This window comes from Streptomyces griseoflavus (genome assembly GCF_014649995.1).
In the GTDB taxonomy this organism is placed as follows: Bacteria; Actinomycetota; Actinomycetes; order Streptomycetales; family Streptomycetaceae; genus Streptomyces; species Streptomyces griseoflavus.
In genome coordinates, this window is record NZ_BMUC01000001.1 from 460,916 (window position 1) to 477,427 (window position 16,512).

Here is a 16,512-nt window from a genome sequence, read left to right on the forward strand (position 1 = left end):
CCAAATCGTCCCCCCAGGTCTACTCTGGACGCGTGCCGGAGGACGTGGGGGGCACGCCGTTCCCGGACGGCAGGGAGCCCGACGACGACCACGACCGCGGAGTGTCGGACGAAGAGTTCGCCTCCGTGGTCTTCGACGAGGACTTCGTACGCGCGGCCCAGGTGCACGAGCCCACCGCCGTGGAACGCCTCCTGGCCGCCGCGCAGGCCAGAGCCGAGGCCTCCGAGGCCGAGGCCCACCGCACCCGCGCGCGCCGCGAGCGCTACGACGACGCGTACGGCGGCTACCGGCACGGCCCGCGCCACGACGACCCGGACGCCGACGCGGACGCCCTGGAGGACGACTACGGCTCCCCGGGCCCGTACGGCAGGCAGGTGCGCTGGCACCGTCCCGTCGCCTGGGTGCTCGCCCTCGTGATGGGCATCGGCATGGTCGCGCTCGCCTTCTCGGCCGTCTACCGGGGCGGCTCCTCCGGCCGGCAGGACCCCGCCCCGCCGCCCGCGTCCACCGGTGCGGAGCGGGGCAGCGCCGCCGCGCCCTCCGCGTCGGCCGACTACTCCCAGCCGGCCGTCCCGGTGATCCCCGGCGCCGGCCCCTGAGCCCGCGTTCCCGCCCGTCGGGAAAGGGACGCCGGCGGGCGTTTACCGCGCCGCCCCAGGACCCACCCTGAAGATATGGGAGGGCCTTCGGACCCGCCCGAGGGGACGCCCGAGGGAGCCCCCGGAGGCGGAGAGGACGAGTACGGGTCCGTCGTCTTCGACGAGTCCTTCGTCCGGGCTGCCCGGCTCCAGGAGTACTCCGCACGAGAGCGCATCACCGACCACGCCCCGGCCGTCCGCCGCAGCCCGCCCCCGCGCAGGGGCCGACCGTCCCGGCAGGCGCTGGTCCTCCTCCTGCTGATCGCGGTGGCCTTCGGCACCGCCGTCTTCATGGGCGTGCGCCCTGGCCGCGCCCCCGCGGGCGCCGAGCCGGCCGAGCCGCTGAGGATGACCGTCGTACCGCTCGCACCCCGGGGCGAGGTGCCCGGCACCACCGACGTCGAACGGCTGTACGCGCGCAGTCCCGCGGCCCCCTTCAACACCGGCGCCGACGGCGTGCCCCTCCCGGCGACCCGGAGCACCGAACACTTCTCCGACAGCCAGGTGGTCACCGCCCTGCTCACCGCGAAGGACTACCTCGTACGGTCCTCCCTCGACCCCGGGGTGCTCATCGGCGGCGAGACCCGCCCCGTACGGCTGCTCCTCGACTCCGGGCAGCACGGCCAGTTCGACCGGAGCTTCGACCGGCCCACCGCCGACGGACGGCACGCGCCCACCGGATGGCTGGTCCGCTTCGACCCCTCCCAGGTGGAACTGGCCGACCAGGGGATCCGGGTCCGCGGCACCATGCGGGCGGCCGAGGCCGACGCCGCCACCCTCGAGGTGACCACCGACCACACCTTCGTCTACGCGGTGCGGCCGGCCGGCGCCGGCCGGGACGCCGAGGCGTCGCTCTTCACCGTCCGCCGCGAGCTGCGCTTCCGCTTCGACCACGACGACCTGCGCCTGCACCAGGCCGAGCTCGTCGGCGCCCACCTCCAGGCCGGGCCGCTGTCCTGCGCCGAGGACACCGCCGCCCGGCTGCGCCCGCTGCTGGCCGGCCGGACGGCGGAGAAGGACGCCCCCCGCGGCACCGACCCCTACACCACCGACACGGCCCCGGCCCTGTGCGGCTCCCTGTCACCGGCCGCCCAGCCGAAACTCTGAGCCCTCGCGGTCACCGGCCCCGCGGGCCCGGTGCCCTCAGGCGTCGCCGCGGGGCGGCCCTCCGGCGTCCGTGTCCGAGGGGCCGTCCGGCCGCGGTCCCTGCTTCGGGCCCGGGGACGCGAAGCCGCCGAAGCCGCGGCGGACCCGGTCGCCCAGGTCGCCGGCGCCGCCCGCGAGGTCACTGACCAGCTTCATCAGCGGGTCCTTGGAGTTCTTCACCTCGCCCGCGTAGGCGCTCGCCGACTCCCTCCAGGAGTCACGCACCGAGGCGTCCTGGTCCTCGTCGCGGCGCGGGTAGTGACCCTCCAGGATGCGCTGGTAGTCGCGGGAGGCCTCCCACTTCTTCAGCTCGGCGGCCCGCACCGTGGTGAACGGGTGCGAGCGGGGCAGCACGTTGAGGATCTTCAGCACGGAGTCGCGCAGATCGCCCCCGGCCTCGTACTCCTCGGCCTGCTCCAGGAACGCGTCCACGTTCATCTCGTGCAGGTGGTTGCCGCCCGCGATCTTCATCAGACCGCGCATCGACGCCTGGAGGTCCTGCCCGACCAGCAGCCCCGCACGGTCCGCGGAGAGCTCCGACTTGCGGAACCACTCGCGCAGCGCCGTCACGATCGCCATGATCGCGAAATTGCCGAGCGGGATCCAGGCGACCCGGACCGCCAGCGACGTCAGGAACAGCAGGATCGTCCGGTACACGGCGTGCCCGGACAGCGCGTGCCCGACCTCGTGCCCGACGACCGCCCGCATCTCCTCCTCGTCGAGCAGCTCCACCAGCCCCGTGGTCACCACGATGATCGGCTCGTCGAGACCGATGCACATCGCGTTGGGATTCGGGTCCTGGTTGACGTACATCGGCGGGACCTTCTCCAGGTCCAGGATGTAGCAGGCGTCCCGCAGCATGTCGTTGAGGTGCGCGAACTGCCGGTCCGAGACCCGGACCGAGTCGGACAGGAACAGCAGCCGCAGACTGCGCTCGGGCAGCAGCCCGCTGAGCGCCTTGAAGACCGTGTCGAAGCCGCTCAGCTTCCGCAGCGCCACCAGCGCGGAGCGGTCGGCCGGGTGTTCGTACGCACGCGAGGAGATTCCGGGGAAGCGCCTGCGCTGCCTGCTCGGCACGCTCTCGTGCCCGTTGTGCTGGTGGCCGTCGGACATGTTTCCCCCATGTGCGTCTGAGTGACCTGTGCGGGCCCCGCGCCGCGGCCCGTCGCTCCCCCGCGGCGAAGCCCCAGCCTAGGCGGAGATACCGTGGACGGGCAGTACGGACGTTCGGCGAGGCCGAGGAGGCGCGGGAATCGTGATCCGGATCGTTCTGGTCGTCATGTTGGTGGGTTGTGCGCTCACCGCGTGGTTCCTGTTGCGCGGCTACAGCCGGAAGGACGACTGAGAGCCGGACAAGGTTCCTGCCGCGGCGCTCCGGACGCCGCGCACGCCCGCAACGGTGGAGTCGGCGTGATCGTCGCGGAGACGCCCGCATACGATGAGCGGACGTCCTTGTCCCGCCCACACGCGATTGGTACTGCCGAAGATGAGCTTCCACAGCGCCGCTGCCCAGTTGGTCACTCTCGCCTCCGAGGGCGGAGAGCACAGCGGCAACCACGAGAGTCTCAACCCCTACCTTGTCGGGGGCCTGGTCCTGCTGGCCCTGCTGACCCTGCTGTGGATCACCACCCGCTTCAACCGGGACCGCTGACCCCCGTCGGCCGGCCCGGAAGGGCACTGGCGGACGGGGCGCCCGGACCGGGCCGGTAGGGTCTGCACGCATGGGAGAGCAGGACAGGCCTACCGGCCCCGGCAGTGGCCCCGCCGAACGCGGCAAGCGCCGACTGGGTGTGATGGGCGGCACCTTCGACCCGATCCACCACGGGCACCTGGTGGCGGCCAGCGAGGTCGCCGCGCAGTTCCACCTGGACGAAGTGGTCTTCGTCCCCACCGGACAGCCGTGGCAGAAGAGCCACCGCGCGGTCTCCGCCGCCGAGGACCGCTACCTGATGACGGTCATCGCGACCGCCGAGAACCCGCAGTTCTCGGTGAGCCGCATCGACATCGACCGCGGCGGCCCCACCTACACCGTGGACACCCTGCGCGACCTGAGCGCCCTCAACCCGGACACGGACCTGTTCTTCATCACCGGCGCCGACGCGCTGGCCCAGATCCTCACCTGGCGCGACAGTGAGGAACTCTTCTCCCTGTCGCACTTCATCGGCGTGACCCGGCCCGGACACCACCTGACCGACGCCGGACTCCCCGAGGGCGGTGTCTCCCTGGTGGAGGTTCCCGCCCTCGCCATCTCCTCGACGGACTGCCGTGCGAGAGTCGCCAAGGGAGAACCCGTCTGGTATCTGGTGCCGGACGGAGTCGTGCGCTACATCGACAAGCGCGAGCTGTACCGCGGCGAGTGATCCGAGAGGGGCACCGGTGAACGACCGATACGACGCGGGACACGGGGGCGGCGCCCCCTACGAGCTCGTCGGCTACGACGAGTACGGCCGGCCTGTCTACCGCCAGGCCGCGGACCAGCAGCCGCAGCAGTACGACGGCTACCAGCAGCAGGATCGGCAGGACTACGCCTACGACCCGTACGCCACCGGCGGACACCAGCAGCCGTCCTACGACCCCTACGCGGCCGGCGGCGCCCCGCAGCAGCCCCAGGCCCCCTCCTACGACGGCTACGACTCCTACGACCCGTACGGCACGGGCGGGCACCAGCAGCCGTCGTACGACCCCTACGGGCAGACGGCGCACTCCGGCACCGGGCAGCAGCCCCGGGTCGCCGAACAGACCGCGCACATCCCCCAGCAGGCGGGACCGGTCGACGACGACCCGGCGCGGGACGAGCCCGACCGGGAGTACCGCACCGAGCAGTTCGCCTTCGTCGAGGAGCCCGACGGCGACTCCGAGGACGTCATCGACTGGCTCGCGTTCACCGAGAACCGCACCGAGCGCCGCGAGGAGGCCAAACGCCGCGCCCGCAGCCGCGTCGTCGCCCTCGTCGTCGCCTTCGCCCTGGTCGTGGCCGGCGGCGTCGGCTACCTCTGGTACGCGGGGAAGCTGCCCGGGCTGTCCTCCGGCCCGGAGACGGGGACCACGACGGCGGCCGGCGCCCAGAAGCGGGACGTGCTCGTCGTCCACCTCCACGACACCGAACGGGGCGGCACCGCCACCGCCCTGCTGGTCGACAACACCACCACCAAGCAGGGCACCACCGTCCTGCTGCCCAACTCCCTCGCCCTCACCGCCGACGACGGCAGCACCACCACGCTCGCCAAGTCGGTCGAGGACGACGGCTCCGAAGGCACCAGGACCTCGCTCGACACCACCCTCGGCACCGACATCGAGGGCACCTGGCGGCTGGACACCCCGTTCCTGCTCACCCTCGTCGACCTCGTCGGCAACATCGAGGTCGACACCGACACCGACGTGCCCGACCCGGACGCCAAGAAGGGCGAGGCACCCCTGGTCAGGAAGGGGAAGAAGCAGACCCTCAGCGGCAAGGCGGCCGTCGCCTACGCCACCCACCTCGGCTCGGGCGAGGCCCAGGACGCCCAGCTGGAGCGGTTCGGGCAGGTCCTGCACGGCGTCCTGCGCAAGATGACCTCCGACCCGGACGCCGCCACCCTCACCATCCAGACCCTCGGGCAGATCATCGAGCCGCCGCTCACCGACAAGGACCTCGGCTCCTTCCTCGCCCGGCTCTCCGACCTCGCCAAGGGCGGCGACCACCGCACCACCCTGCTGCCCGTGCGCGACGACGGCACGCTCACCGCCGAGGCGAGCGACGGCGTGGTCAAGGACGTCCTCGGCGGCACCGCGAAGAGCCCCGACCCGGACGCCGCCGTCAGCGTCTCCGTGCGCAACGCCACCGGAGCCGAAGACCGCGCCGAGAAGGCCCGCGTGGTCCTCCTCAACGGCGGCTTCACCTTCCGCGGGGCCGGCACCGCCGACGCGGTGGCCACCTCGAAGGTCGTCTACGCGGACGCCGCCGACAAGGAGAACGCCGCCGAGGTCGCCAAGACCCTGGGGCTGCCCGCCGGTTCCGTGACCCAGGGCAAGACCTCCGCGAACGCCCGCGTCTCGGTGGTCCTCGGCCAGGACTACGACCCCGGCTCCTAGGGCGCCCTCGCGCACCCCGCGCTCATCACGTGGGGTGCGCCGGGCGGTCCGTGAGACCCTTGAGGTCAAACGACCGCCTACCGAAAGCCTGGCAGTGACCGCAACCGACCGTTCCCTCGAGTTCGTCCACACCGCCGCCCAGGCGGCCGCCGACAAGCTCGCGCACGACATCGTCGCCTACGACGTCAGTGACGTGCTGTCCATCACCGACGCCTTCCTGCTGGCCTCCGCGCCCAACGACCGCCAGGTCAAGTCCATCGTCGACGAGATCGAGGAGCGGCTCAGCAAGGAGCTCGGCGCCAAGCCGGTCCGCCGCGAGGGCGACCGCGAGGCCCGCTGGGTGCTCCTCGACTACGTCGACATCGTCGTCCACGTCCAGCACAGCGAGGAGCGCGTCTTCTACGCCCTGGAGCGGCTGTGGAAGGACTGCCCCGAGCTGGAACTGCCCGAGGACGCCCGCGCCACCAAGGGCAAGGCCGCCGAGCACGCCAAGCAGCAGGAGGCCGAGGAGGCGGCGCAGCCGGATGGTGAGTGGCGGTGAGCGCCACCGGTGAGGGCGTGCGCCGCGGCCGCCGCGTCATCCTGTGGCGGCACGGCCAGACCTCGTGGAACGTGGAGCGCCGCTTCCAGGGCTCCACGGACGTCGAGCTCACCGAGACCGGCGTCGCCCAGGCCCGCAGGGCCGCCCGCCTCCTCGCGGGTCTGCGGCCCGACGCGATCGTCGCCTCCGACCTGAGGCGGGCCGCGGCCACCGCCGCGGAGCTCTCCGCGCTCACCGGCCTGGACGTCACCCACGACGAGGCCCTGCGGGAGACCTACGCGGGCGTCTGGCAGGGCCTCACGCACGACGAGATCATCGCCAGGTACGGCGACGAGTACACCGCGTGGAAGCGCGGCGAGCCCGTCCGCCGCGGCGGGGGCGAACTGGAGACGGAGGTCGCCGACCGCGCCGCCCCCGTGGTGCTGCGGCACGCCGAGAAGCTCCCGGAGGACGGCACGCTCGTCGTGGTCAGCCACGGCGGCACCATCCGCACCACCATCGGCCGGCTGCTGGGGCTGGACCCGCGCAACTGGGAAGGACTGGGCGGTCTCACCAACTGCTGCTGGTCCGTCCTGGGCGAGGGCGTCCGGGGCTGGCGCCTGCTGGAGCACAACGCCGGCACCCTGCCGGAACCCGTGCTCGGCGACGACGACTGAGAGCCCCCGGATCCGGCCCGGGGACGCCCCGGGACCCGGATTTCACTTTCTGGCAGGTCGCAGGCTAAAGTTCTTCTTGTTCGCCCCGCCGAGCGGGGCGAAACACCGGGAAGCCGCAGTACGCGGCAGCCAGGGGCTATAGCTCAGTTGGTAGAGCGCCTGCATGGCATGCAGGAGGTCAGGAGTTCAATTCTCCTTAGCTCCACATGACGAAGATCCCGCCTCCTCGCAAGGAGGCGGGCTTTTTCGTTGTCCGCCGATGAGCAGGACGGCCTCCCCGGGCGTATACCTCTGCGGGGCGTCGAGCCGTGTCCCGACCGGTACCACGGCGTCGCTGACCGTATTGGCCCGGTCGTGGCAGAATCAAACGACCGGCTGGGGGCGCGGCCCGACGGGAGGGAGTTGTGATGCCAGGGAGCATCCTCGAGGAGGTCGACCACCTCCTCGGAGCGGTGTCGACCCCACGGACCTCGACCCGGCTCAGCTGCCCTTCCTGCGGTTCCGCGCACGTCGCCCAGGTGCTCGGGGACAACGGCGGGATCTCCTTCGTGTGCACGGCCTGCGGCCACAGCTGGAGCTGATCGATGGGTGCACACAGGCGGAAGTGCGACTGGTGCGGCAGCGGCACGCCCATCGTCCGCGACATGGAGCCGATCAATCCCGAGTACCAGTACTGGTGCGAGGAGTGCGCGCGGGCGCTGATCATAAAAGGCGACCCCATCGAGACGTACCGCGAACTCGAGGGTGAGCCGATCTACGGGCGGCTGCTCGAGGAGCACTGCACGCTCAAGCGTTTCTATTCGTTCGTCACCGCGTGATCCCGTCCGCGGCCCGGGGGCATGTCGGACATGACCGGGCGGAGCGAAACCGATTTGGTGTTGGGCCGGGTCGACCGTGTAAAGTTGGCGACGCCGCCGGGGAAACCGGGCGGAGCAGGGCAAGGGGCTATAGCTCAGTTGGTAGAGCGCCTGCATGGCATGCAGGAGGTCAGGAGTTCAATTCTCCTTAGCTCCACAGAAGTCGAGGGCGGACCATCCGAACGGATGGTCCGCCCTCGCTCGTTGTGCACACCGGCCGGCCGGTGTGCGGGTCCGTCCGGCGAGGTGACGCCGGACGGACCCGCACCGGGTCAGCGGCCCAGGGCCCGCCGCCCGCGCCCCTGGGACAGCACCGGCAGGTTGCGCGACGGCGCCTTGGCCTGCGGAGCCTCGTCCTCGACGCGCAGGGCCAGCGCCGGACAGCGGCGCACCGCCCGCAGCGCCTTGGCCTCCGCGAAACGCGGCACCTGCGCCTGAGCCACCGTCGGGAAGCCGTCCGCGCCGAGCTGGAAGACCTCCGGCAGGATGTCCGCGCACAGGCCGTGGCCCCGGCACAGCGTCCAGTCGACGTAGATCTTCTGGCGGCTGGGACCGTTCTCCTCGCCCCCGCCGCCCGGGATGCCCGTAGGGGCCCTGCCCCCCTCGAAGAGCGGCAGCACGCCCGCCACGGGCCGTCCGCAGCCGTTGCCGAGGACATGGGCGGCGAGGTCGTCGGTGAACGCCTTGACGGTCGACTCCAGGAACATCGCGGAGCCGTCCGGGTGCGAACAGGCGCCCCGCCGCTTCACGTTCCTGGCGACCTGCTTGACCGCCTCCAGGGCGGCCGGGCCGCCCCCGTTGAGAATGTCCTCCAGTCCCCGCGCGGCCGCCGGCAGACCCAGGTAGCACGGGCCGCACTGGCCCGCGCTCTCCTCCGCCAGCCACTGCGCGACCCGCAGCGACTCGCCCAGCGGGCAGGTGTCCTGACTGATCGGCAGGATCGCGCCCGCGCCCAGCGAACCGCCCACCGCGTCCAGGGAGTTGCGGGAGACGATCGCCTCGTTGACGGTCGCCGCGTCGATCCACTTGCCGTGGTAGCCGCCCGTCAGCACCCCCTGCGGCATCGGCGGGGCACCGGCGAGCTGGAGGACGTAGCGCAGCGGCACGCCCGTCGGCACCTCGATCACCATCGGGCGGGCCACCGCCCCGGACACCGTGAGCATCACGGTGCCCGGCTCGTCGTACAGCCCCGTGTTGCCGTAGCGCTCCGGGCCGATGCGGGCGGCGATGGCGAGCTGGGCGAAGGTCTCGGCGTTGGACAGCAGTGTGGGCGCGCCGCCCACGCCGTTCTTCGAGGCGCTGGTCTTGCGGCCGGGCGGGATCGCCGGTCCGCCGTCGATGGACCGGATCAGGGAGGCCGCGGCCCCCGTCACCATGCGGACCGGGTTGCGCTGCACGCGGGCGCGCAGCGCGGAGCGGCGGCCGTTGTTCAGGCCGCGTTCGGCGAGCGCGGCCTCCATGGAGCGCTGGGTCGACTCCCGGGTGACCCCCACCACAAGCGTGCGGGCACCCATGGCCTCGGCGCACAGCAGCGCGCCGTCCAGGATGAGGTGGGGGGCACGGTTGATGAGCACCGTGTCCTTGCGGCAGGCCGGTTCGTCCTCGCTTCCGTTGACGACGACGACCGGCCGCACGCCGCGCTTGATGGCCGTCTCGGCGACCGAGCGCAGCTTCTTGTGGAAGGGGAAGCCCGCGCCGCCGCGGCCCCTGAGGTTGATGCGTTCGGCGAGCTGCGCGAGCTGCTCACCGCCCAGGGGCTCGAGCGGCCCGTGCACCTTGAGGTGCATGGGCAGATCGAGCCGGTCGACAAGGTCGAAGCCCGACGTGAGCTGGGGAAGGCCGACCACGCGGACTTCGGGTACGTCGGGCAGGGCCTCGTTCACTTAAAGCCTCCGGAGGGCGTGTTCCAAGGTTCGCCCGAACCCGGTGCGTCGAAGTCGTAGGAGGACGACGGCGACGCACCGGGGAGTGGTTCATTGGCGGGACCGCTGTTGTACGTGTCACCCGGGTTGTACGTGCCGTAGAGGCCGTTCGTCTCACCGGTGTCGTACACATCACTCGAACCGAAGCCGGAGCCGGCCGAATTGTCATACGCGGGGATGGTGTATCCCGTGTCGTTGAGCGGGTCGTACGCCGAGGGCGGGGCCTCGCCGACCGGCGGCGGGGACGGGACGGGCCAGCTGCCCGAGGTGCTGGAGGGGCCGTCCACGCGCGGGAAGGTCTCCGTCGGCCGGAGGTCCACCGGCAGTTCCATCCGGGCGGTCGCCTCGGTGAGGGGTTCCTGTTCGGCCGGGGGCCGGCCGGGGGCCGACACCGCGCGGTAGGCGGCCGCGAAGCCGTTCGCCGGTTCCGGGGCGGCCGCGCGTTCGGCGGTCTCGTACAGCGGGCCGCCGCCCCCGTACATCGGCCGCTCACCGGTGTCGTACCTCGGGCGTTCACCGCGTGGGCGCCGCTCGCCCCGCGCGGAGCCGCGTCCTGACTCGTATCCGGGCAGGGCGGACTCCGCCGCCCGGGCCCTGCTCTCCTCCAGCTGCTCACGGCCCCGCTGGTCGGCGGTGCCGAGCAGGGCGGTGATCCGGTCGGCGATTCTGCGCTTCACGCGCGGCGGGGAGGCGCGCACGACGAGGGCGGCCATGACGCCGAGCAGCGACAGTCCGTAGAGGATCAGGAAGACGGGCTTGGCCGCTCGACCCGCGTAGAGGCCGTGGACCAGCGCCGCGCACCAGGCCGGGTAGGCCAGCATGTGCATCGCCCGCCAGCGGGCCGCCACCGGCGCCGGGGAGGCGAAGCGGTTGCGCAGGACGCCGGTGATGGCGACGAAGATCATCAGCATGCCGGCGAGGGTGCCGAGTCCGATGAGGAAGGACCGGCCGGCGACGGCCTCGTCGTCGGTGAGCGCCAGTCCGAAGGGGATCACCGCGGCGATCCACGTGGTGTGGTCCAGGGCCAGCTTGATGAAGATGTGGATCAGCAGGAAGACGACCGAGGCGACCGCGGTGGTGCGGTGCACCGCCTGCGCCAGGATCCGCTGGCGCGGGCCGAGCAGGATGCGGTCCTGGGCGACCAGTCCCCAGATCACCGAGCAGCTGAGGCAGACGAGCGAGAGGACGCCCACGCCGAAGTTGAGGAACTCGGCGAACCAGTCGTCCGCCGTGCTGTCGTCCGGCCTCACGACCTACCTCCCGACGTCACGACGTGGAGCGGGCACGACGGAGTCGCAGCCGACCGGCCCCGAGCGGGGGGAGGGCTGCTGTCTGGACGAGGGTTCATGGGGGCAACTCCGAACGGTTCGGTAAAGCGGTCCCGCTGCCGAACTCTAAGCCTCGACGTACCGATCAGTACGAGGTTTGAGTTATTGCGCTGTTATCAAAAGACAATGTGGCCGTTGTGATGTCCCTTAGCGGCGGTTACGCGAAGTAACCTTTGACCTTGGGTCAGCGCGGAAGGTCATGCGTCGCGGCGGGATCGGCTGCTGCGGTACCCTGACGCCATGCGTGCCGTACGCCTTCTGCTTAGCGAGCCGCGCTGATCAGTCCCGACCGCCGGTGACCGGCTGGTCGGAATCGGCGCGGCGTCCCCTCCTGTGCGAGGGGATTTTTCATTTCCGCCACGCCGCAGCAGCAGGCAGAGACGATCGATGGAGCATTGAGGATCATGAGCGAGACGAACCCCGCAGCCGCGGAGGCCGCGCCGCACCGCTACACGGCCGCCCTGGCCGCCGAGATCGAGGCACGCTGGCAGGACTTCTGGGACGCCGACGGGACCTACGCGGCCCCCAACCCCAAGGGTGACCTGGCGGGCGACGCGGAGCTGGCCGCCCGGCCCAAGAAGTTCATCATGGACATGTTCCCCTACCCCTCCGGCGCCGGCCTCCACGTGGGCCACCCCCTGGGATACATCGCCACCGACGTCTTCGCCCGCTTCCAGCGCATGACCGGGCACAACGTCCTGCACACCCTGGGCTTCGACGCCTTCGGCCTGCCCGCCGAGCAGTACGCGGTGCAGACCGGCACGCATCCGCGCGTGTCCACCGAGGCCAACATGGAGAACATGAAGGCCCAGCTGCGCCGGCTGGGCCTGGGCCACGACAAGCGCCGGTCCTTCGCCACGATCGACCCGGACTACTACAAGTGGACCCAGTGGATCTTCCTGCAGATCTTCAACTCCTGGTACGACGACGAGGCGAAGCGCGCCCGCCCGATCGCCGAGCTGGTCGAGCTGTTCGAGTCCGGTGAGCGCGGCGTCCCCGGCGACCGCTCCTGGAACGAACTGGACGAGGCCGAGCGCGCCGACCTGCTGGGCGAGTACCGCCTGGCCTACGCCTCCGACGCGCCCGTCAACTGGTGCCCCGGCCTGGGCACCGTGCTGGCCAACGAGGAGGTCACCGCCGACGGCCGCTCCGAGCGCGGCAACTTCCCCGTGTTCAAGGCCAAGCTGCGCCAGTGGAACATGCGGATCACCGCCTACGCCGACCGTCTGCTGGACGACCTGGACGCCCTGGACTGGCCCGAGGCGATCAAGCTGCAGCAGCGCAACTGGATCGGCCGCTCCGAGGGCGCCCGCGTCGGCTTCCCCATCGACGGCGAGAACATCACCGTCTTCACCACCCGCCCCGACACCCTGTTCGGCGCCACCTACATGGTGCTGGCGCCCGAGCACCCGCTGGTGGAGAAGTTCACCCCCGACGCCTGGCCCGAGGGCACCCACGACGTGTGGACCGGCGGCCACGCGACCCCGGCCGAGGCCGTCGCCGCCTACCGCGCGCAGGCCGCCTCGAAGTCCGACGTCGAGCGGCAGGCCGAGGCCAAGGACAAGACCGGCGTCTTCATCGGCGCCTACGCCACCAACCCGGTCAACGGCGAGCAGGTCCCCGTCTTCATCGCCGACTACGTACTGATGGGCTACGGCACCGGCGCCATCATGGCCGTACCGGCGGGCGACCAGCGCGACTTCGAGTTCGCGCGCGCCTTCGAGCTGCCGATCCACTGCATCGTCGAACCGACCGACGGCCGCGGCACCGACACCTCCACGTGGGAGAACGCCTTCTCCTCCCACGACGCCAGGATCATCAACTCGTCGAACGACCAGGTCTCCCTGGACGGCCTGGGCGTCGCCGAGGCCAAGACCCGCATCATCGACTGGCTGGAGCGCGAGGGCCACGGCGAGGGCACCGTCAACTTCCGCCTGCGCGACTGGCTGTTCAGCCGCCAGCGCTACTGGGGCGAACCCTTCCCGATCGTCTACGACGAGGACGGCATCGCCCACGCCCTGCCCGAGTCGATGCTGCCGCTGGAGCTGCCCGAGGTCGAGGACTACAGCCCCCGCACCTTCGACCCGGACGACGCCGACACCCAGCCCGAGACGCCGCTGTCGCGCAACGCCGACTGGGTGAACGTCACCCTCGACCTGGGCGACGGCCGCGGCCCGCGCCGGTACCGCCGCGAGACCAACACCATGCCCAACTGGGCCGGTTCCTGCTGGTACGAGCTGCGCTACCTGGATCCGCACAACTCCGAGAAGCTGGTCGACCCGGAGATCGAGCAGTACTGGATGGGCCCGCGCGAGGGCATGCCGCACGGCGGCGTCGACCTGTACGTCGGCGGCGCCGAACACGCCGTGCTGCACCTGCTGTACGCCCGCTTCTGGTCCAAGGTGCTGTTCGACCTGGGACACATCTCCTCGGCGGAGCCGTTCCACAAGCTGTTCAACCAGGGCATGATCCAGGCCTACGTCTACCGCGACAGCCGGGGCATCGCCGTGCCGGCCGCCGAGGTGGAGGAGCGCGACGGCGGCTACTGGTACCAGGGCGAGCGGGTCTCCCGGCTGCTGGGCAAGATGGGCAAGTCCCTGAAGAACGCGGTCACCCCGGACGAGATCTGCGCCGAGTACGGCGCCGACACGCTGCGCCTGTACGAGATGGCGATGGGTCCGCTGGACGTGTCCCGCCCGTGGGACACCCGCGCGGTGGTCGGACAGTTCCGGCTGCTGCAGCGGCTGTGGCGCAACATCGTCGACGAGGCGACCGGCGAGGTGACCGTCGCCGACACCGACGAGGCCGACGAGGACACCCTGCGCGCGCTGCACAAGGCGATCGACGGGGTGCGCGGCGACCTGGGGGGCATGCGCTTCAACACCGCCATCGCCAAGGTCACCGAGCTGAACAACCACCTGACCAAGCGGGGAGGGGCGCTGCCGCGCCCCGTCGCGGAGTCCCTGGTGCTGCTGGTCGCCCCGCTGGCCCCGCACGTCGCCGAGGAGCTGTGGCGCAGGCTGGGGCACGCGGATTCCGTGGTGCACCGGGACTTCCCGGTGGCCGACCCGGCGTACGTGGTCGACGAGACCGTGACCTGCGTCGTGCAGATCAAGGGCAAGGTCAAGGCGCGCCTGGAGGTGTCGCCCGCCATCTCCGACGACGAGCTGGAGAAGACCGCGCTGGCCGACGAGCGCGTGGTCGCGGCGCTGGACGGCGCCGGGATCCGCAAGGTGATCGTGCGGGCGCCGAAGCTGGTGAACATCGTCCCGGCGTGAGGTGAGCGCGCGGGCCGGGCGTTCGCCTCACGGCTCCGGGTAGTCCCCTACGGGCAGGTTCGGGGTTCTGGCGGAACTCCTGACCTGCCCGTTGCGTTTACCGTTGAAGAGCGGCGCGAAGCGCGCCGGTACAGGCCGAAGGGCCCGGAGGAGGAGCCTCGTGGAAGCGGTGTTCGCAGTGGTCGCCCTGCTCTTCGTGCTCTTTGTGGTGCTCGGCGTCTACGCCACGGTGAAGGTCGTCGGCGCCGCCAAGCGCAGCGCCGACCGGCACATCACCCAGGCCCGCCGCACGGTCGAGGACCACACCCTGAGAGCCAAGGCGTTCGCCCAGACCGGCCCCGCCGGGGAGATCGCCCAGCTCCGCCTCAAGCTGCGCACCTCCATGCGGGCCACGCAGGACGCGCTGGAGGCCGCCGCGGTCGAGGACGAGTCGGTCAAGGAATCCCTCGGCCTCTTCCACCGCCTGAGCGCACACGGCCACGAACTGGACGGCGAACTGCGGCGCCTGGAGTCCGAGCCGGACCGCACCACCCTCGCCGCGCGCCTGCCCGAGCTGCGGGAGCGCACCGAGCGCATCGCGGGCTCCGCCGACTCCCTGCGCTGGGCGGCCCGCGACCGCGCCCACCGCTTCTCCGGCGACGACCTGGACTCCCTGAGCCGGCAGATCGACGTGGAGACCGGGGCCCTGCGCCACTGGACCACCACGGAAGAGCCGGCCGCGCCCCCGCGCTGGCCCGAGGCCCCCTCCGCCCCGGCGGACGACCAGACCTGGCCGGAGGCTCCACGGACCGCGTCCTCCGGGCGGCAGCCCGAACAGGACGCCGCCCGGCCCGCCCTCGACCCGCCCGCGCCGCGCCCCACCTACCCCTGGCAGAAGAAGCCGCGCCCCGAGAGCACCACCTGAGCAACGCCTGAGCGGCGGACGGGCACCGCGTGAGCCCACCGTGAGCGGCGCGTGATCCGGCCACGGCCGGACGCGGCCCGCCGGGCCGGGCTGCCGCACGGGCACTACGCCAGGTAACCTCCAGCTCATGTCCCGCCATGTCGCGATCGTCACCGATTCAACGGCCTACCTTCCGGCCCAGGCGATGGAGCGGCACCGCATCACGGCGGTCCCCCTGACCGTGGTCCTCGGCGACCGCGCCCTCGAAGAGGGCACCGAGATCTCCACCCGCTCCCTCGCCCAGGCTCTGCAGAAGCGGCGCCCGGTGACGACGTCCCGGCCCGGCCCCGAGGTCTTCGCCGAGACCTACCGCAGGGCCGCCGAGTCCGGCGCGACCGGCATCGTCTCCCTGCACCTCTCCGCGGAACTCTCCGGCACCTACGACGCGGCCGTCGTCGCCGCCCGCCAGGCGCCGGTGCCGGTCCGGGTGGTGGACACCGGAATGATCGCCATGGCGCTCGGCTTCTGCGCGCTCGCGGCGGCGGAGACCGCGGAAGCGGGCGGCACCGTCGACGACGCGGTCACGTCCGCGGAGAAACGGGCGGCGGGCACGTCGGCCTACTTCTACGTCGACACGCTCGACTACCTGCGCCGGGGCGGCCGGATCGGCGCCGCGCAGGCGTTGCTGGGCTCGGCACTCGCGGTCAAGCCGCTGCTGCAGCTGGCGGGCGGCCGCATCGAGCCGCTGGAGAAGGTGCGTACGGCGTCCAAGGCGATCGCCCGCCTGGAGGAGATCGCGGCCGACCGGGCGGGCGGCGCGGAGGTCGACGTCGCCGTCCACCACCTCGCCGCCCCCGACCGCGCCTCGGCCCTCGCGGAGCGGCTGCGGACCCGGTTGCCGGGACTGGCGGACCTGCATGTCAGCGAGGTGGGCGCGGTGATCGGGGCCCACACGGGCCCGGGGCTGCTGGGGGTCGTGGTCTCCGCCCGGTGAGACCGGAGCGCTCGTACGGGTGACGGAGTTGTCCACAACCCGGCGGTCATCCACGGGAATCCACCAAGATCGACGCGGATGATCCGATGTGCCGGATCCTCTTCGCATGGCACTTCGATCACGCTCACGCACAGCGACCCCGACCGGCGGACCGGGCCGCGGCCCGGGATCCGACAGCCGCGCCCGGCACCGCCGCGA

15 protein-coding genes and 2 tRNA genes are annotated in these 16,512 nt (G+C 71.9%); 14 read left to right on the plus strand and 3 right to left on the minus strand.

The window, feature by feature from the left end; genetic code table 11:
* Window positions 1–32: 32 nt before the first annotated feature.
* Together IE172_RS01955 and IE172_RS01960 are read left to right on the plus strand one after the other, a co-directional pair.
* A complete protein-coding gene (locus IE172_RS01955) occupies window positions 33–599 on the plus strand; it encodes an SCO2584 family spore wall biosynthesis protein (RefSeq protein WP_466685206.1) in 567 nt (188 codons plus the stop codon).
* 75 nt (window positions 600–674) lie between these two features.
* A complete protein-coding gene (locus IE172_RS01960; protein ID WP_190095269.1) occupies window positions 675–1,745 on the plus strand; it encodes an SCO2583 family membrane protein in 1,071 nt (356 codons plus the stop codon).
* 36 nt (window positions 1,746–1,781) lie between these two features.
* Here IE172_RS01960 and IE172_RS01965 read toward each other — a convergent pair whose 3' ends face one another.
* A complete protein-coding gene (locus tag IE172_RS01965; protein ID WP_190095270.1) occupies window positions 1,782–2,897 on the minus strand; it encodes a M48 family metallopeptidase in 1,116 nt (371 codons plus the stop codon).
* A 373-nt stretch (window positions 2,898–3,270) separates the two neighbouring features.
* Here IE172_RS01965 and IE172_RS01970 point away from each other — a divergent pair, with 373 nt between their 5' ends.
* The 9 genes from IE172_RS01970 (at window position 3,271) to IE172_RS02010 (ending at window position 8,066) form a co-directional block, all read left to right on the plus strand.
* The gene (locus IE172_RS01970; protein WP_190095271.1) at window positions 3,271–3,435 is read left to right on the plus strand and encodes a hypothetical protein; all 165 of its coding nucleotides are present in this window, start codon (window positions 3,271–3,273) and stop codon (window positions 3,433–3,435) included.
* A gap of 70 nt (window positions 3,436–3,505) precedes the next feature.
* On the plus strand, window positions 3,506–4,144 hold the full coding sequence (nadD, locus tag IE172_RS01975) for a nicotinate-nucleotide adenylyltransferase (RefSeq protein ID WP_190095272.1): 639 nt from the start codon (window positions 3,506–3,508) through the stop codon (window positions 4,142–4,144).
* Between the two features lie 16 nt (window positions 4,145–4,160).
* Entirely contained in the window at window positions 4,161–5,855 is a 1,695-nt protein-coding gene (locus IE172_RS01980; RefSeq protein ID WP_190095273.1) for a LytR C-terminal domain-containing protein, read from the plus strand.
* 94 nt (window positions 5,856–5,949) lie between these two features.
* Entirely contained in the window at window positions 5,950–6,396 is a 447-nt protein-coding gene (rsfS, locus tag IE172_RS01985; RefSeq protein WP_190095274.1) for a ribosome silencing factor, read from the plus strand.
* Entirely contained in the window at window positions 6,387–7,052 is a 666-nt protein-coding gene (locus IE172_RS01990) for a histidine phosphatase family protein (RefSeq protein WP_190095275.1), read from the plus strand. The genes rsfS and IE172_RS01990 overlap by 10 nt, the downstream gene beginning before the upstream one ends.
* A gap of 132 nt (window positions 7,053–7,184) precedes the next feature.
* Window positions 7,185–7,257, plus strand: a tRNA-Ala gene (locus IE172_RS01995).
* A 202-nt stretch (window positions 7,258–7,459) separates the two neighbouring features.
* The gene (locus IE172_RS02000) at window positions 7,460–7,633 is read left to right on the plus strand and encodes a hypothetical protein (protein ID WP_190095276.1); all 174 of its coding nucleotides are present in this window, start codon (window positions 7,460–7,462) and stop codon (window positions 7,631–7,633) included.
* A gap of 3 nt (window positions 7,634–7,636) precedes the next feature.
* A complete protein-coding gene (locus IE172_RS02005; RefSeq protein WP_004931461.1) occupies window positions 7,637–7,870 on the plus strand; it encodes a hypothetical protein in 234 nt (77 codons plus the stop codon).
* Between the two features lie 123 nt (window positions 7,871–7,993).
* Window positions 7,994–8,066, plus strand: a tRNA-Ala gene (locus tag IE172_RS02010).
* Window positions 8,067–8,181: 115 nt separating this feature from the next.
* Here the strand turns inward: IE172_RS02010 and IE172_RS02015 are convergent.
* Window positions 8,182–9,792: an NADH-quinone oxidoreductase subunit NuoF family protein gene (locus tag IE172_RS02015; protein ID WP_190095277.1), complete on the minus strand. Its 1,611-nt coding sequence runs from the start codon at window positions 9,790–9,792 to the stop codon at window positions 8,182–8,184.
* Window positions 9,789–11,081, minus strand: coding sequence for a ferric reductase-like transmembrane domain-containing protein (locus IE172_RS02020; RefSeq protein ID WP_190095278.1), 1,293 nt, complete (start codon window positions 11,079–11,081; stop codon window positions 9,789–9,791). The genes IE172_RS02015 and IE172_RS02020 overlap by 4 nt, the downstream gene beginning before the upstream one ends.
* 482 nt (window positions 11,082–11,563) lie before the next feature.
* On the opposite strand from IE172_RS02020, the gene leuS reads away from it, so the two are divergent.
* From leuS to IE172_RS02035, 3 genes are all read left to right on the plus strand, one after another.
* Window positions 11,564–14,437, plus strand: a complete 2,874-nt coding sequence (leuS, locus tag IE172_RS02025; RefSeq protein ID WP_190095279.1) for a leucine--tRNA ligase — start codon at window positions 11,564–11,566, stop codon at window positions 14,435–14,437.
* Window positions 14,438–14,597: 160 nt separating this feature from the next.
* On the plus strand, window positions 14,598–15,341 hold the full coding sequence (locus IE172_RS02030) for a hypothetical protein (protein ID WP_190095280.1): 744 nt from the start codon (window positions 14,598–14,600) through the stop codon (window positions 15,339–15,341).
* 127 nt (window positions 15,342–15,468) lie between these two features.
* Window positions 15,469–16,314, plus strand: a complete 846-nt coding sequence (locus tag IE172_RS02035) for a DegV family protein (protein WP_190095281.1) — start codon at window positions 15,469–15,471, stop codon at window positions 16,312–16,314.
* The last annotated feature ends 198 nt before the right edge of the window (window positions 16,315–16,512 follow it).